24 protein-coding genes are annotated in these 14,452 nt (G+C 32.0%); all 24 read right to left on the bottom strand.

The annotated features are described in order from the left end of the window. Positions 1-270 precede the first annotated feature (270 nt). Positions 271-987 carry an N-acetylmuramoyl-L-alanine amidase CwlD gene (gene cwlD / locus ACEXNK_RS16735; protein ID WP_373600680.1) on the bottom strand — a complete coding sequence of 239 codons (717 nt, stop codon included), beginning with the start codon at positions 985-987 and terminating at the stop codon, positions 271-273. Positions 988-1,059: 72 nt separating this feature from the next. Then, positions 1,060-1,452: a 30S ribosomal protein S9 gene (gene rpsI, locus ACEXNK_RS16730; RefSeq protein WP_373600679.1), complete on the bottom strand. Its 393-nt coding sequence runs from the start codon at positions 1,450-1,452 to the stop codon at positions 1,060-1,062. A 28-nt stretch (positions 1,453-1,480) separates the two neighbouring features. Continuing rightward, the gene (gene rplM, locus ACEXNK_RS16725; RefSeq protein ID WP_021428215.1) at positions 1,481-1,912 is read right to left on the bottom strand and encodes a 50S ribosomal protein L13; all 432 of its coding nucleotides are present in this window, start codon (positions 1,910-1,912) and stop codon (positions 1,481-1,483) included. Positions 1,913-2,031: 119 nt separating this feature from the next. After that, a complete protein-coding gene (gene truA, locus ACEXNK_RS16720) occupies positions 2,032-2,763 on the bottom strand; it encodes a tRNA pseudouridine(38-40) synthase TruA (RefSeq protein ID WP_373600678.1) in 732 nt (243 codons plus the stop codon). Positions 2,764-2,774: 11 nt separating this feature from the next. Then, positions 2,775-3,572 (bottom strand): energy-coupling factor transporter transmembrane component T family protein, encoded by a 798-nt coding sequence (locus ACEXNK_RS16715; protein WP_373600677.1) that lies wholly within the window; start codon positions 3,570-3,572, stop codon positions 2,775-2,777. Beyond that, positions 3,566-4,432 carry an energy-coupling factor transporter ATPase gene (locus ACEXNK_RS16710; RefSeq protein ID WP_373600676.1) on the bottom strand — a complete coding sequence of 289 codons (867 nt, stop codon included), beginning with the start codon at positions 4,430-4,432 and terminating at the stop codon, positions 3,566-3,568. The genes ACEXNK_RS16715 and ACEXNK_RS16710 overlap by 7 nt, the downstream gene beginning before the upstream one ends. Then, on the bottom strand, positions 4,420-5,253 hold the full coding sequence (locus tag ACEXNK_RS16705) for an energy-coupling factor transporter ATPase (protein WP_373600675.1): 834 nt from the start codon (positions 5,251-5,253) through the stop codon (positions 4,420-4,422). Before ACEXNK_RS16705 ends, ACEXNK_RS16710 begins: the two co-directional genes overlap by 13 nt. Before the next feature lie 191 nt (positions 5,254-5,444). Next, complete coding sequence (gene rplQ / locus ACEXNK_RS16700) at positions 5,445-5,786, bottom strand: 50S ribosomal protein L17 (protein WP_021122040.1); 342 nt, start codon at positions 5,784-5,786, stop codon at positions 5,445-5,447. Positions 5,787-5,805: 19 nt separating this feature from the next. Then, positions 5,806-6,753, bottom strand: coding sequence for a DNA-directed RNA polymerase subunit alpha (locus ACEXNK_RS16695; RefSeq protein ID WP_373600674.1), 948 nt, complete (start codon positions 6,751-6,753; stop codon positions 5,806-5,808). Between the two features lie 77 nt (positions 6,754-6,830). After that, positions 6,831-7,454, bottom strand: coding sequence for a 30S ribosomal protein S4 (rpsD, locus tag ACEXNK_RS16690; protein ID WP_373600673.1), 624 nt, complete (start codon positions 7,452-7,454; stop codon positions 6,831-6,833). An 18-nt stretch (positions 7,455-7,472) separates the two neighbouring features. Beyond that, a complete protein-coding gene (gene rpsK / locus ACEXNK_RS16685; RefSeq protein WP_021127562.1) occupies positions 7,473-7,871 on the bottom strand; it encodes a 30S ribosomal protein S11 in 399 nt (132 codons plus the stop codon). 24 nt (positions 7,872-7,895) lie between these two features. Continuing rightward, on the bottom strand, positions 7,896-8,267 hold the full coding sequence (gene rpsM, locus ACEXNK_RS16680) for a 30S ribosomal protein S13 (RefSeq protein ID WP_021122034.1): 372 nt from the start codon (positions 8,265-8,267) through the stop codon (positions 7,896-7,898). 166 nt (positions 8,268-8,433) lie between these two features. Then, entirely contained in the window at positions 8,434-8,547 is a 114-nt protein-coding gene (rpmJ, locus tag ACEXNK_RS16675; protein WP_003373491.1) for a 50S ribosomal protein L36, read from the bottom strand. 32 nt (positions 8,548-8,579) lie between these two features. After that, positions 8,580-8,798 (bottom strand): translation initiation factor IF-1, encoded by a 219-nt coding sequence (gene infA / locus ACEXNK_RS16670; RefSeq protein ID WP_373600672.1) that lies wholly within the window; start codon positions 8,796-8,798, stop codon positions 8,580-8,582. Positions 8,799-8,825: 27 nt separating this feature from the next. Next, positions 8,826-9,101: a KOW domain-containing protein gene (locus tag ACEXNK_RS16665; protein WP_373600671.1), complete on the bottom strand. Its 276-nt coding sequence runs from the start codon at positions 9,099-9,101 to the stop codon at positions 8,826-8,828. A 22-nt stretch (positions 9,102-9,123) separates the two neighbouring features. Then, positions 9,124-9,870 (bottom strand): type I methionyl aminopeptidase, encoded by a 747-nt coding sequence (gene map, locus ACEXNK_RS16660; RefSeq protein WP_373600670.1) that lies wholly within the window; start codon positions 9,868-9,870, stop codon positions 9,124-9,126. Then, the gene (locus ACEXNK_RS16655; RefSeq protein ID WP_373600669.1) at positions 9,870-10,520 is read right to left on the bottom strand and encodes an adenylate kinase; all 651 of its coding nucleotides are present in this window, start codon (positions 10,518-10,520) and stop codon (positions 9,870-9,872) included. The genes map and ACEXNK_RS16655 overlap by 1 nt, the downstream gene beginning before the upstream one ends. A 14-nt stretch (positions 10,521-10,534) precedes the next feature. Next, the gene (secY, locus tag ACEXNK_RS16650) at positions 10,535-11,803 is read right to left on the bottom strand and encodes a preprotein translocase subunit SecY (RefSeq protein ID WP_373600668.1); all 1,269 of its coding nucleotides are present in this window, start codon (positions 11,801-11,803) and stop codon (positions 10,535-10,537) included. Between the two features lie 44 nt (positions 11,804-11,847). Beyond that, on the bottom strand, positions 11,848-12,291 hold the full coding sequence (gene rplO / locus ACEXNK_RS16645; protein WP_055328195.1) for a 50S ribosomal protein L15: 444 nt from the start codon (positions 12,289-12,291) through the stop codon (positions 11,848-11,850). A gap of 33 nt (positions 12,292-12,324) precedes the next feature. Beyond that, positions 12,325-12,510, bottom strand: a complete 186-nt coding sequence (gene rpmD, locus ACEXNK_RS16640) for a 50S ribosomal protein L30 (RefSeq protein WP_021127557.1) — start codon at positions 12,508-12,510, stop codon at positions 12,325-12,327. 14 nt (positions 12,511-12,524) lie between these two features. Further along, entirely contained in the window at positions 12,525-13,034 is a 510-nt protein-coding gene (gene rpsE / locus ACEXNK_RS16635) for a 30S ribosomal protein S5 (protein WP_373600667.1), read from the bottom strand. A gap of 18 nt (positions 13,035-13,052) precedes the next feature. Continuing rightward, positions 13,053-13,421, bottom strand: a complete 369-nt coding sequence (rplR, locus tag ACEXNK_RS16630; RefSeq protein WP_373600666.1) for a 50S ribosomal protein L18 — start codon at positions 13,419-13,421, stop codon at positions 13,053-13,055. A gap of 34 nt (positions 13,422-13,455) precedes the next feature. Beyond that, on the bottom strand, positions 13,456-13,998 hold the full coding sequence (gene rplF / locus ACEXNK_RS16625; protein WP_373600665.1) for a 50S ribosomal protein L6: 543 nt from the start codon (positions 13,996-13,998) through the stop codon (positions 13,456-13,458). A gap of 30 nt (positions 13,999-14,028) precedes the next feature. After that, a complete protein-coding gene (gene rpsH / locus ACEXNK_RS16620; protein ID WP_373600664.1) occupies positions 14,029-14,427 on the bottom strand; it encodes a 30S ribosomal protein S8 in 399 nt (132 codons plus the stop codon). Between the last annotated feature and the right edge of the window lie 25 nt (positions 14,428-14,452).

Here is a 14,452-nt window from a genome sequence, read left to right as displayed (position 1 = left end):
GTTGTCCAATTGCTCAGCTAATCATTATCTGAATATCTGGCTTGGTTGTTTGTTGTTTAATTCTTTAAAAAGAATTTATATAATTAACCTACTGTTTAATTTTCAAAGTTCTTATTTGTCCTTTTCTTAAGGACATGTATTACTATATCACCATTCACTACCAAGGTCAATAGTTTTTTTACATTTTTTCGCAAATTTTATAAAAAAATGTAAAAAAACTTATATATAAGCTTTTATACTTATACATAAGTTTTTATAAACACTTTATTTTTAATTATGTACATTACTTCCAAAATATTTTTGTATACCTGCATAAATACCCCACGCTATTTTTTCTTGATACTTTTCATCTTTAAGCAAACCAGCTTCTTTTTCATTAGATAAAAATCCACATTCAATTAAAACCGATGGAATTTCATTATCTTTTAGTAAATAAATATCATCTCTTGGTTTTACTTCCCTATTATTACCTTTATCTACTACTCTTTTTAGTTCATCTTGTATAAATGTAGATAGCAGTTTACTATCATCTTGACCTTTAGGATAAAAAGTTTGAGCTCCATAATATTTACTTTGTTCAAATGCATTTAGATGTATAGATACAAATGCATCTGCTGATGATTCATCAATTAGTTTTTTTCTATTTTTTAAGTTTTCATTATATTTTTGTCTAGTTGTTTTTTTTGAATCATCTTCATACAAACTAATATCCTCTTCTCTTGTTAATAAAACTAAGCATCCACTAGATTCCAACAGCTCTCTTAACTTTAATGTAATTTGAAGATTTATATCTTTTTCTAGTATTGTCTTGTCCTTATTTAAAGCTCCTGGATCTATTCCCCCATGTCCTGCGTCTAACATTATAACCTTATTCGTTGTAGGCATATAAGATACAACTTCTTGCGAGTTTTTTTTAACCTCAAATATAATTATAGAAAGTAAACACAATACCACTCCAACCAAGCTTACATGTTTAATATATTTCATATAATATCACCCCATATATTATATAAAAAAAGACTTTGGAATATTCCAAAGTCTTTGAATAAACATATATAATTATCTCTTTGAGAATTGTGGAGCTCTTCTTGCTGCCTTTAATCCGTATTTCTTTCTTTCCTTCATTCTAGCATCTCTAGTTAAGAATCCTTCTTTCTTTAAAGCTGGTCTTAACTCAGCATCTACTGTTAATAAAGCTCTAGATATACCATGTCTTATAGCTCCAGCTTGTCCAGTGAATCCTCCACCTTCAACTTTTACTATAACATCGTATTTAGTTTCAGTTCCTGTTAAAACTAATGGTTGTTTAACATCTCTTATTAAAGTTTCATAGTTGAAGTATTCTTCAACATTTTTTCCATTTACTATTATATTTCCTTCACCTGCAACTAGTCTTACTCTTGCTACAGAGTGCTTTCTTCTTCCTGTTCCGTAGTATTGAACGTTAGCCATGATTAACTCCTCCTTTCACCCGTTATGATTATTTGAAGTTTAAAACTTCTGGATTTTGAGCTTCGTGTCCGTGGTTTGGTCCAGCAAATACTCTTAATCTAGTCATCATTCTGCTTCTTAATTTGTTCTTACATAACATACCGCTAACAGCATGCATAACAACCTCTTCAGGTTTCTTTTCCATCATTTCTCTATAAGTTATTTCCTTTAATCCACCTACATATCCAGTGTGGTATCTGTACATCTTTTGATCTAATTTCTTTCCTGTTAAAACTACCTTATCAGCATTTACAACAACAACGAAATCTCCACCATCAACGTGAGGAGTGAAAGTTGGTTTATGCTTTCCTCTTAATATTGTAGCTATTTCTGTAGCCATACGACCTAATGTTTTTCCTTCAGCATCAACTACGTACCATTTTCTTTGTACGTCAGCTGGCTTAGCTATATAACTTTTCATTACAAGTCCCTCCTTATCTTATTTCCATATGATATTTTACCGTCTATGTCAAGTCCGGGGCAAGTGGACTTATTAACACACTCTTGTATATTTTAATACATGCACCCTGGCGTGTCAAGCTAATAATCAACTTTTTTAAGAAATAATCCATGTGCTGGAGCCGTGTGTCCAGCCATAGATCTTGACTTAGATTTTATTATACTTAGCATGTCAATATCTATTCTTCCTCGGCCAATATCAACCAATGTTCCTACTAGAATCCTTACCATATTATATAAAAATCCATTACCTTCTACTTCTATTATTATTAAATCATCTTGATTAAATATTTGTATATCATAAATTGTTCTAACAGTGTCTTTAACTGATGATCCAGAGCTCATAAAGCCTTTAAAATCATGAGTTCCAACAAGAGCTTTAGCTTCTTTTTTCATCTTTTCTATGTCTAAATTATACTTAACAAAATATGATATATTGTTGTATATAGGAGTTCTATAAGAATTATTATATATCATATATCTATATCTCTTGCCTTTTGCAGAATATCTTGAATGAAAATCCATATTCTTTTCCTCTGCAGCTATTATAGATATATCTTTTGGTAGCTTAGAATTCAATGCATTTGGTATTTTTTCAATAGGTATATTACAATCAGTATTAAAATTTGCAACTTGCCCTAGGGCATGAACCCCTGCATCAGTTCGTCCTGATCCTATTATCTTTACTTTTTCTTTAGTTATATCCTCTATAGCTTTTTCTATAGTTCCTTGTATACCTAAAGAATCATTTTGTTTTTGCCATCCACAATAGTTTTGACCATTATACTGGATAGTTAATTTTATATTTCTCATATATTACCTCTTTATATAAATCTAATAACCACTATTACACATATATATATTAATTGGATAGCATATGCTATATAATCACCTTTAGTCATTATGCTTTGTTTCATCTTAGTTCTATTTTCTCCACCCCTATAGCATCTAGCTTCCATAGCCATAGCTAACTCATCAGCTCTTCTAAATGCACTTATAAATAAAGGGATTAACAGCGGTACCAAGTTTTTAGCTCTATTTATTATATTCTTACTTTCAAAATCCGCACCTCTAGACATTTGAGCCTTCATAATTTTATCTGTTTCATCAAGTAATGTAGGTATGAATCTCAATGCAATAGTCATCATCATAGCTAACTCATGAACTGGAAACCCTATTTTTTTAAGAGGGTTTAATAATCTTTCAATTCCATCTGTAAGCTCGATTGGAGATGTAGTCAGTGTAAGCAACGATGTACCTACAACTAAAAATATAAGTCTAAGCGCCATAAATATAGCTTGACTTAATCCTTGCCTAGTTATTTTAATAAACCCAAAAGACCATATTGTATCTCCAGGTATAAAAAATATATTTATTACAAATGTAAATATAACAATCCATTTTAAAGGCTTTAACCCTTTTATTATATATTTACCTGGTATTTTAGACAGTTTTATCACAGCTGCTAAGCTACCTACTACTATTAAATATGGCCAAAATTTATTTATTATAAACAATGATACCATAAATATAAAAGTTGCTATAAGCTTTACTCTAGCATCTAATTTGTGAATAACCGAGTTAGTAGGATAGTATTGTCCTATAGTTATATCTTTTAACATTTCTTTTTACCTCTCATAACTCTCATTATTTCATTCTTTGCCTCTTCTATAGTAATTATATCAGGTTTTACATCAAAGCCTTTATCTCTTAGCTTAATACATAATTCTAGAACTTGAGGAATATCTAATCCTATTTCCTTAAGTCTCTCAGAATGATTTTTAAATATCTCTCTTGTAGGCCCCATAAATTCTATTTTACCCGAATTCATAACTATTATAGTTTTAACTAATTTAGCCATATCATCCATACTATGAGATGATAATATTATAGTCATATTTTTATCTTTGTGTAAACTCTTTATCAATTCAAATATTTCGTCTCTACCTTTAGGATCTAATCCTGCTGTTGGCTCATCTAATATCAATACTTCTGGGTTCATAGCTATAACTCCAGCTATAGCTACTCTACGTTTTTGCCCCCCTGATAATTCAAAAGGTGATTTATCTTTAAATTCTTCATATTTAAGCCCAACTGACTCCATAGATAGTTTAACCCTATTATTTATTTCTACCTCGTCTAAACCTAAGTTAGAAGGTCCAAAGGCTATATCCTTTTCAACAGTTTCCTCAAATAGTTGATATTCAGGATATTGAAATACGACTCCAACCTTTTTCCTTATATCTGTTAGATTTAAATTTTTATCAGTTATATCAAATTCATTTATTAAAATTTTTCCAGAAGAAGGTTTTAATATTCCATTTAGATGTTGAATTAATGTAGATTTTCCTGATCCTGTATGACCTATCAGTCCTACAAAATCTCCATCTTCAATTTTCATATTTATATCATCTAATGCTTTACTAGCAAATGGCATTCCTTCATTATATATATGCGTTAAGTTTTCTATTACAATTGACATAATTCCATCACCATCTCATCCACAGTTAGTATATCACCATCTATATCTATACCTTGATCACGCAACTCTTTACTCAATTCCGTCATATACGGCACATCTAACCCTATATTTTTTAATTTTTCAACCTTAGAAAACACTTGTTTAGGGGTTCCTTCTAATACCTTTTTACCTTTTTCCATAACAATGACCCTATCTGCATCTACAGCTTCTTCCATAAAATGAGTTATATGTATTATAGTTATACCCTCTTTTTTATTAAGTCTTTTTATAGTTTTCATAACTTCTTTTCTTCCTGATGGGTCTAACATAGCCGTAGCTTCATCAAATATTATGCATTTAGGTTTCATAGCTATTATTCCCGCTATGGCAACTCTTTGTTTTTGACCACCTGACAACAAATGAGGTTGTCTATCTCTTAACTCATACATTCCTACACTTTTTAATGATTCTTCTACCCTTTTTACTATTTCTATAGGTTCTATACCTAAATTTTCAGGCCCAAAAGCTACATCTTCTTCTACTATAGTAGCCACTATTTGATTATCCGGATTTTGAAAAACCATTCCTGCAGTTTGCCTAATATCCCATAAATGTTCTTCTTCCTTGGTATTGAATCCATCTATATGAATATCCCCTTCTGTTGGCATAAGAATTGCATTTAAGTTTTTAGAAAGTGTTGATTTGCCTGATCCATTGTGTCCTATAACCACAACAAATTCACCTTGTTTAACATTTAATGTTAAGTCATCTATAGCTTTAAACTTACTATCTTCAGTTATATATTCAAACGATACATTTTTAACACTTACTATATCTTTCATATATTTATTCTCCTTTAAGTAGTAGTGTTTATTAAATTACAATTTCTATTGTATTATATCATAAATCAAATTACAGATTAATATAAAAAATCTACCTTAGTATAATTCAGTATCGTTCAATCCTTTAATAATCAATCAAATTTATCAATATAATAAAAAAAGGATTAGGCTTTTGCCTAATCCTTTACATACTATACTAATTCTATTAGAGCCATTTCAGCAGCGTCGCCTCTTCTTGGTCCTATTTTTATTATTCTAGTATATCCACCGTTTCTCTCAGCATACTTTGGAGCTATATCAGTGAATAAGTTGTTAACTACTGTCTCATCTAAAACATAAGCTAAAACTTGTCTTCTAGCATGAAGATCCCCTCTCTTAGCAAGAGTTATCATCTTTTCTGCCATTCTACGAGTTTCTTTTGCTCTAGTAACTGTAGTTTCTATTTTTCCATTTCTTAGTAAGTCTGTTACTAAGTTTCTTAACATAAGATTTCTGTGAGCAGTTACACGTCCTAATTTACGGTACTTAGCCATGCTTATCCCTCCTTTGCGCTTACTCTTCGCTTGGTTTAAGATTTAATCCAAGTTCTTCTAACTTTTGGATTACTTCTTCTAATGACTTTTTACCTAAGTTTCTAACTTTCATCATATCTTCTTCAGATTTATTAGCTAGTTCTTCAACTGTATTTATTCCCGCTCTCTTTAAACAGTTGTAAGATCTAACTGATAAGTCTAATTCTTCGATAGTCATTTCAAGAACTTTTTCTTTTTGATCTTCTTCTTTTTCTACCATTATTTCAACATTGCTTACATGCTCTGTTAAATCTATGAATAGATTAAGATGTTCAACTAGAACCTTAGCTGCAAGTGATATTCCTTCTTGAGGATTTATACTTCCATTAGTCCAAACTTCAAGTATTAATTTATCGTAATCTGATTTTTGACCAACTCTAGTGTTTTCTACATGGTAGCTAACTTTTTCAACAGGAGTATATATAGAGTCTACAGGAAGAACTCCTATAGGCATATGCTCTGTTTTATTGTCTTCAGAAGATACATATCCTCTTCCTTTATCTACAGTTATTTCCATATTAAGCTTAGCATTGTCATCTAGCGTAGCTATATGTAAATCTTCGCTTATTATTTCAACATCTGGAGGACATATTATGTCAGCACCTGTTACAGTACATGGTCCTTGAGCTTCTATTTTAAGTGTTCTACTTCCTTCACCGTCTATAGTAGCTGATAATTCTTTTAATGCTAATATTATTTCTGTTACATCTTCTTTAACTCCAGTAACCGTAGAGAATTCATGAAGAACTCCATCGATTCTTATAGCCTTAACAGCTACTCCTGGTAAAGATGATAATAATATTCTTCTTAATGCATTACCTATAGTTATTCCATATCCTCTTTCTAGAGGCTCTATAACGAATTTACCATATCTATGGTCTTCGCTAATTTCAATTATATCTACTCTTGGTTTTTCTATTTCTATCATGGACAAAACCCTCCTTAAAATTTATTAATCCACTGAGGGTAAACAAAATCTTAAAATATTTTTTATAACTATACTTATTACTTAGAGTAAAGCTCTATTATTAAGTGTTCAGCTATTTCAAGATCTATATCTTCTCTTCCTGGATTAGCAACAACAGAAGCTGTCATGTTCTCTACATTAGCATCTAACCACTTAGGAGCTATTCTTGAGTTATTTTCTACTAATCCTTTGAATTTTGCAGAAGACTTAGATGTTTCCTTAACAGTTATAACGTCTCCGTTTTCTACTGTTAAAGAAGGTATATTTACCTTATGTCCGTTTAAAGTGAAATGACCGTGTCTTACTAATTGTCTAGCTTCTTTTCTAGAAGATGCTAATCCCATTCTGTAAACTACGTTGTCTAATCTTCTTTCTAATAAGCTTAATAAGTTTTCCCCTGTTATACCAGGCATTTTCTCAGCACGCTCGTATAAGTTTCTGAATTGAGTTTCTAAAACTCCATATATTCTCTTAACTTTTTGTTTTTCTCTTAATTGTAAACCATAGTTTGAAACTTTCTTTCTTCCTTGTCCATGTTGTCCTGGAGCATAGTTTCTCTTAACTATAGCACATTTATCAGTATAACATCTGTCACCTTTAAGGAATAATTTCATTCCTTCTCTACGACATTGTCTACATGATGCACCTGTATATCTTGCCATTAATTACACCTCCTAAAATTACACTCTTCTTCTCTTTGGTGGTCTACATCCGTTGTGTGGTATTGGAGTAACGTCTTTTATCATAGTTACTTCTAATCCAGTTGCTTGTAGAGCTCTTATAGCAGCTTCTCTACCAGAACCTGGTCCTTTTACGAATACTTCTACACTCTTTAATCCGTGTTCCATTGCAGCTTTAGCAGCAGTTTCAGCAGCCATTTGAGATGCAAATGGAGTTGCTTTTCTTGATCCTTTGAATCCTAATTGTCCAGAACTTGCCCAAGATAACGCATTACCATGAACGTCTGTTAAAGTTATTATAGTATTGTTAAAAGTTGATTGTATATGAGCATGTCCACGTTCTATGTTCTTACGCTCTCTTCTTCTAACACGAGTAACTTTCTTTTTTGGTTTAGCCATTGTTCTTCCCTCCTCTTCTAACTATTACTTCTTCTTCTTACGAGATACAGTTTTTCTAGGACCTTTTCTAGTTCTAGCGTTAGTCTTAGTCTTTTGTCCTCTTAATGGAAGACCTTTAGCATGTCTCATACCTCTGTAACATTTTATATCTCTTAATCTCTTTATATTTAAAGCTATTTCTCTTCTTAAATCTCCCTCAACTAAGAAATCATTATCTATTATCTTTCTTAAGTCATTAACTTGATCTTCAGATAAATCTTTGATTCTTACGTTAGGATCTATGTCAGCTTTAGCTAATATTTCGTTAGCAGTTGCCTTACCTATACCATAGATATACGTTAAGCCTATTTCTGCTCTTTTTTCTCTAGGTAAATCTACCCCAGCTATTCTTGCCATACTTTGCACCTCCTACAACTTAACTTTTTAAACTTTTTTCATGATTAAATTTGTTCAAATAATAAGTGAATTCCGATTCATGTTTATACAAAATCCAAAAAAAGTTTGTTAATTATCACAATATAATATTATACTATAATATTTAACAAAATGCTAGCACAATTTATTAACCTTGCTTTTGCTTGTGCTTAGGATTTTCGCATATAACCATTACTCTACCTTTTCTCTTTATTACTTTACATTTTTCACATATTGGTTTTACTGATGGTCTTACTTTCATTATTAATCCCTCCTTAGACTAGCATTGTTAGTCTACTTCTTACGCCAAGTAATTCTGCCTCTTGTAAGGTCATATGGAGAAAGTTCAACATTAACCTTATCTCCTTCAAGAATTCTTATAAAGTTCATTCTTAATTTCCCAGAAAGATGACATAAAACTTCGTGTCCGTTTTCTAGTTTAACCTTAAACATAGCATTAGGTAAGTTTTCTGTAACTATACCTTCAAATTCTATAACATCCTTTTTGGCCATTAACTAACCAAACCTCCATTCAATAAGCTAAACATTGTTTAACTTTCCAAGTTCAACTCTTAAAAAAGTATCTGTAATAGACTCTTTAGATTCTACCATATTTTTAACCTTATTGTTAATAATATTATACGTTTTTAAGTGTTTAACTTTTTTTAGTTTAGGTTTATCAAGTTTTCTTTTCTTTCCATCTGATATAAGTACATATTGATCATCAATTGCTTTCACTACGAAAAATAATCTCCCAGTATCTCTTCCAGATGTATTTTCTACAACTTGCCCTATACATATTTTTTCTGATAGCATGTTATTCACCTACTTTTTAAGATTATAACTTTGTTAATATCAAAGGTTCATCTTCAGTAATTGCTATCGTATGCTCATAATGAGCTGACTTTTTAGAGTCTCTTGTAATAATTGTCCAACCATCACCTAACATATTAACATAGTGTGTACCATAGTTAACCATAGGTTCAATTGCAAGTACCATACCTTCTTTAAGTTTTGGTCCTTTGCCTGGTCGTCCGTAATTAGGTATTTGAGGATCTTCATGTAGTTGTGTTCCAACTCCATGACCAACAAGATCTCTAACTACAGAAAAATTATTTTTCTCTACATGTGTTTGTACTGCGTGCGAAATATCAGAAAGTCTATATCCTAGTTTAGCAAACTTTATTCCTTCATAGAAGCTTTCTTTTGTTACTTCTATTAATTTCCTATCTTCTTCAGATATTATGCCTACTGCATGCGTTTTAGCTGCATCTGCATGATATCCTTTATAATAAGCACCTATATCGATACTTATAATATCACCGTCTTTTAAAGTTTTAGATCCAGGAATGCCATGTACAACTTCTTCATTGATAGATGCACATATAGATCCTTTAAATCCATGATATCCTTTAAAAGATGGGATAGCATTATATTTTCTAATATGATTTTCAGCTATTGTATCTAACTCTAAAGTAGATATTCCCGGCTTAATAGCATCTCTTAAAATCTCATGTGTTTCAGCAACAATCTTACCAGATTCTCTCATAAGTTCAATTTGCTGTTTAGATTTTAAAATAATCATTATTTTTCACTTCCTAGAGCTTTAACTATATCCTCAAATACCTTATCTATAGATTGTTCACCATTTATGTTAGCTATTATACCTTCTTTTGAATAATAATCAACTAATGGTTTAGTTTCATCTAAGTAAACTTGTATTCTCTTAGATACTGTTTCTTCATTATCATCAGCTCTTTGGTAAAGTTCTCCTCCACATACATCGCATACGCCATCTACTTTTGGAGGATTAAACTCAACATGGTAAGTAGCACCGCAAGATTTGCATATTCTTCTTCCAACTGCTCTACCAACTAATATATCTTTGTCAACTTCAATGTTAACTACTGTGCTTAAAGATATACCAACTTCTTTTAGATATTCATCTAAGTGTTGAGCTTGAGCTACATTTCTTGGGAATCCATCTAACATGAATCCATTTGCACAGTCAGCTTGAGATATTCTATCTGTAACTAGACCTACAGTTAATTCATCTGGAACTAAAAGCCCTTGATCTATAAATCCTTTAGCTTTTTTACCAAGATCTGTACCTTCTTTTATATTCTTTCTGAATATATCTCCAGTTGATATATGAGGTATATTGTATTTTTCTACTATTCCTGCTGCTTGAGTACCTTTACCCGCACCAGGAGGTCCAAGTAATATTATTCTCATATGATCATCTCCATTTATTTTAAGAAACCTTGATAGCTTCTCATTACTAAGTTTGATTCTAGCTGTCTCTTTAATTCAAGTGCAACTCCAACAACTATAAGTAAAGATGTTCCTGCCATTGTTAAATGTATACCAGTAAACTTACTTATAATAGATGGTATTATTGCTATAACAGCTAAGAATAATGCACCAGCTAATGTTAATCTAGATAATATCCTATTTAAGTAATCCATTGTTGGTTTACCTGGTCTTATACCTGGTATAAAACCTCCACTATTTTTCATATTATTAGTTATATCTTCAGTGTTGAAAGATATAGTAGTGTAGAAATAAGAGAAGAATATTATTAAAATAACTTCTATAGCTAAATAAATCCAGAATCCTGGATCCCCACCTGGAGATAAATATTTAGTTACAAATGCTTGAGCATCTTTTCCCATAAATATAGCTACTGTTTGAGGGAATGCTAACAATGAACTTGCAAATATTACCGGAATAACTCCAGATTGATTTACTTTCATTGGTATATGAGAGTTTTGACCTCCATATGTTTTTCTTCCTACAACTCTTTTAGCATATTGTACAGGTATTTTTCTTGTAGCTTCTTGTATATATGTAACCGCAGCTACTGTAAGAAGCGATACTATTGCCATAACAATTATTACCCATAATCCAATGCTTCCGCTTTCAACTTGTCCCATGGCTTGTGTTATGTCTTGAGGAATTCTTGATATAATTCCTATAAAGATTATTACAGAACTTCCATTACCTAGTCCTTTTTCAGTGATCTTATCACCCATCCACATTAATAACATACTAGCTGATATTAATGTAATTATAACTGTAACTATAAAAAATACACTATCTGACTGTAAAGCAACTCTCACTATTCCTAGTGTTATACCGATAGCTTGTATTATAGCTAATCCTAGTGCTGTATACTTAGTGTATCTATTTATCTTTTTCTTACCTTCTTCACCTGACTTTTGAAGTTCTTCAAGAGATGGGAATCCGATAGTTAAAAGTTGAATTATTATAGAAGCTGTTATGTAAGGACTTATACCTAATGCAAATAAGGTAAAGCTACTGAAAGCTCCTCCTGTAAACATATTATATAGGGAAAGAAGACCGTTTCCGTCAACCATCCCCTTTATAACATCTCTATTAACTCCAGGAACAGGAATTGTACATCCTATCCTAAAGATAACAATCATCATCAAAGTATATAATATTTTTCTTCTTACATCTTTTAATTTCCAAGCTTGTTTTAAGTTTGACAGCACGTTAAACTCACCCCTGCCTTATGGCCAAGAGTTAGCAGATTAGATTAAACTAATTCTGCTTTTCCTCCAGCTTTTTCTATTTTTTCTTGTGCTGAAGCAGTAAACTTAGCAGCTTTTATAGTTAAAGCTCTTTCTAAGTTACCTTCACCTAAGATTTTAACGCCGTCTTTTTCTATTTTGCTTATTACTCCAGTTGCCTTAAGTAATTCAGCTGTTATTTCTGTTCCGTTTTCGAATCTATTTAAAGTTTCTACGTTAACTAGTGAGTAAACTTTCTTACAAGGATTCTTGAATCCTCTCTTAGGAAGTCTTCTAGCAAGTGGCATTTGTCCACCTTCGAATCCAACTCTTACTCCACCACCTGAACGAGACTTTTGACCTTTTTGTCCACGTCCTGAAGTTTTACCTTGTCCAGTTGCAGTACCTCTACCTAATCTTTTCTTAGATGAAACTGCACCTTCAGCAGGTCTTAATTCATGTAACTTCATGGATTGCACCTCCCTTAGTTTGTTTTTAATTTATTATTCAGCTATTTCAGTTACTTCTACTAAGTGACTAACTTTAGCTATTATACCTCTCATTTGAGCGTTGTCTTCTTTAACAACTACTTGCTCTCTTTTTCTTAATCCTAACGCTTCTACGTTCTTTCTTTGGTTAGGAGTAGTTCCTATTGTACTTCTAACTAATTTTATTTGTAATTTAGCCATTCTTTACTACCTCCTTACCCTAGAAGATCTTCTACTTTTTTACCTCTAAGTTTAGCTATATCTTCAGCTGTTCTTAAAGATTTTAAACCTTCTATTGTAGCATTTACCATGTTTCTTGGGTTGTTAGTTCCTAAAGATTTAGCTCTAACATCCTTTAATCCAGCTAATTCAAGTACCGCTCTAGCAGGTCCCCCAGCTATAACTCCTGTACCTTGACTAGCAGGCATTATTAATATTTTTCCAGCACCAAAATGTCCGTTTGTTTGGTGAGGTATAGTTGTACCAACCATAGGTACAGTTATTAAATTCTTCTTAGCATCTTCAACTGCTTTTCTTATCGCATCTGGTACTTCCATTGCTTTTCCAGCACCTATACCAACGTGTCCGTTTTCATCTCCAACAACTACTAAAGCTGCAAATCTAAAGTTTCTACCACCTTTAACAACCTTAGTAACACGTCTTACTTCGATAACTTTCTCTTGAAGATCAAGTTGTCTTGCATCTATCGGTTTACGACGTAGCATATTTTTCCCTCCTTTGTATTAGAACTTAAGTCCAGTTTCTCTAGCACCTTCTGCTAATTCTTGAACTCTTCCGTGATATAAGTATCCACCTCTGTCAAATACAACTTCAGTTATACCTTTTTCTACAGCTTTCTTAGCAACAAGTTCTCCAACTTTTCTAGCTGCTTCTTTATTTCCACAGTGATTAACAGCTTCCTTTATTTCTTTATCTAAAGAAGATGCAGAAACTATAGTAACTCTGTTAGTATCATCTATTATTTGAGCATATATGTTATTAGCACTTCTAAATACACATAATCTTGGTCTTTGAGTAGTTCCAGTTATTTTACTACGAACTCTCTTGTGTCTTTGAAGTCTGCTTGCGTTTTTGTTAGCTTTTTTAAACACAGAGATCACTCCTTTCTAACTTTTATGTTTGGTATTACTTCTTACCAGTTTTACCTTCTTTACGTCTTACAACTTCACCAGCGTATCTTATACCTTTACCTTTGTATGGCTCTGGCTCTCTCCAAGCTCTTATCTTAGCAGCATAGTTTCCTACTAATTGCTTGTCTATACCTTTAACAACTAATTCAGTTTGGTTTGGAGCTTCAACAGTTATTCCTTCTGGATCTACCATCTCAACTGGGTGAGAGAATCCTAAGTTCATAACTAATTTATTTCCTTGCTTTTGAGCTCTATATCCAACACCTACTAATTCTAACTTTTTCTCGAAACCATTAGTAACACCTGTTACCATGTTATCTATTAAAGTTCTAGTTAATCCGTGTAAAGATCTATGTTTTTTATTATTAGTTGGTCTTTCAACTAATATAGTGTTTTCTTCTTGCTTTATAACTAATTCATTGTTGAATTCTTTAGTTAAAGTTCCTTTTGGTCCTTTTACTGTAACTAAGTTATTCTCAGCTATAGTAACTTCAACACCTGCAGGAACAGTTATTGGTTTTAAACCTATTCTTGACATAGTTGCACCTCCTTACATTGTTCGTTTTTATTACCAAACGTAGCAGATTACTTCTCCACCAACGCCTTCGTTTCTAGCTTGCTTGTCAGTTAAGATACCTTTTGAAGTAGATATTATTGATATACCTAATCCATTTAATACCTTTGGTAATTCTTCTTTAGCAGCGTAAACTCTCATACCAGGCTTAGATATTCTCTTTAATCCTGTTATAACTCTTTCGCCTACTTGTCCGTACTTTAATTGTATTCTTATTATTCCTTGCTTTCCATCTTCTATAACATCGTACCCTCTTACGAAACCTTCTTCTAATAAGATTCTAGCTAATTCTTTCTTCATATTAGAAGCAGGAACATCAACAGTTTCATGCTTAACCATGTTAGCATTTCTTATACGAGTTAACATATCTGCTATTGGATCTGTCATTGTCATATTGTAACCCTCCTTCCATTTTAAC

This window comes from Paraclostridium bifermentans (assembly GCF_964259345.1).
GTDB classification, from domain to species: Bacteria; Bacillota; Clostridia; order Peptostreptococcales; family Peptostreptococcaceae; genus Paraclostridium; species Paraclostridium bifermentans_B.
Note: the sequence above shows the minus strand (reverse complement) of the source record. Positions and strands in the feature narration are given on the sequence as shown.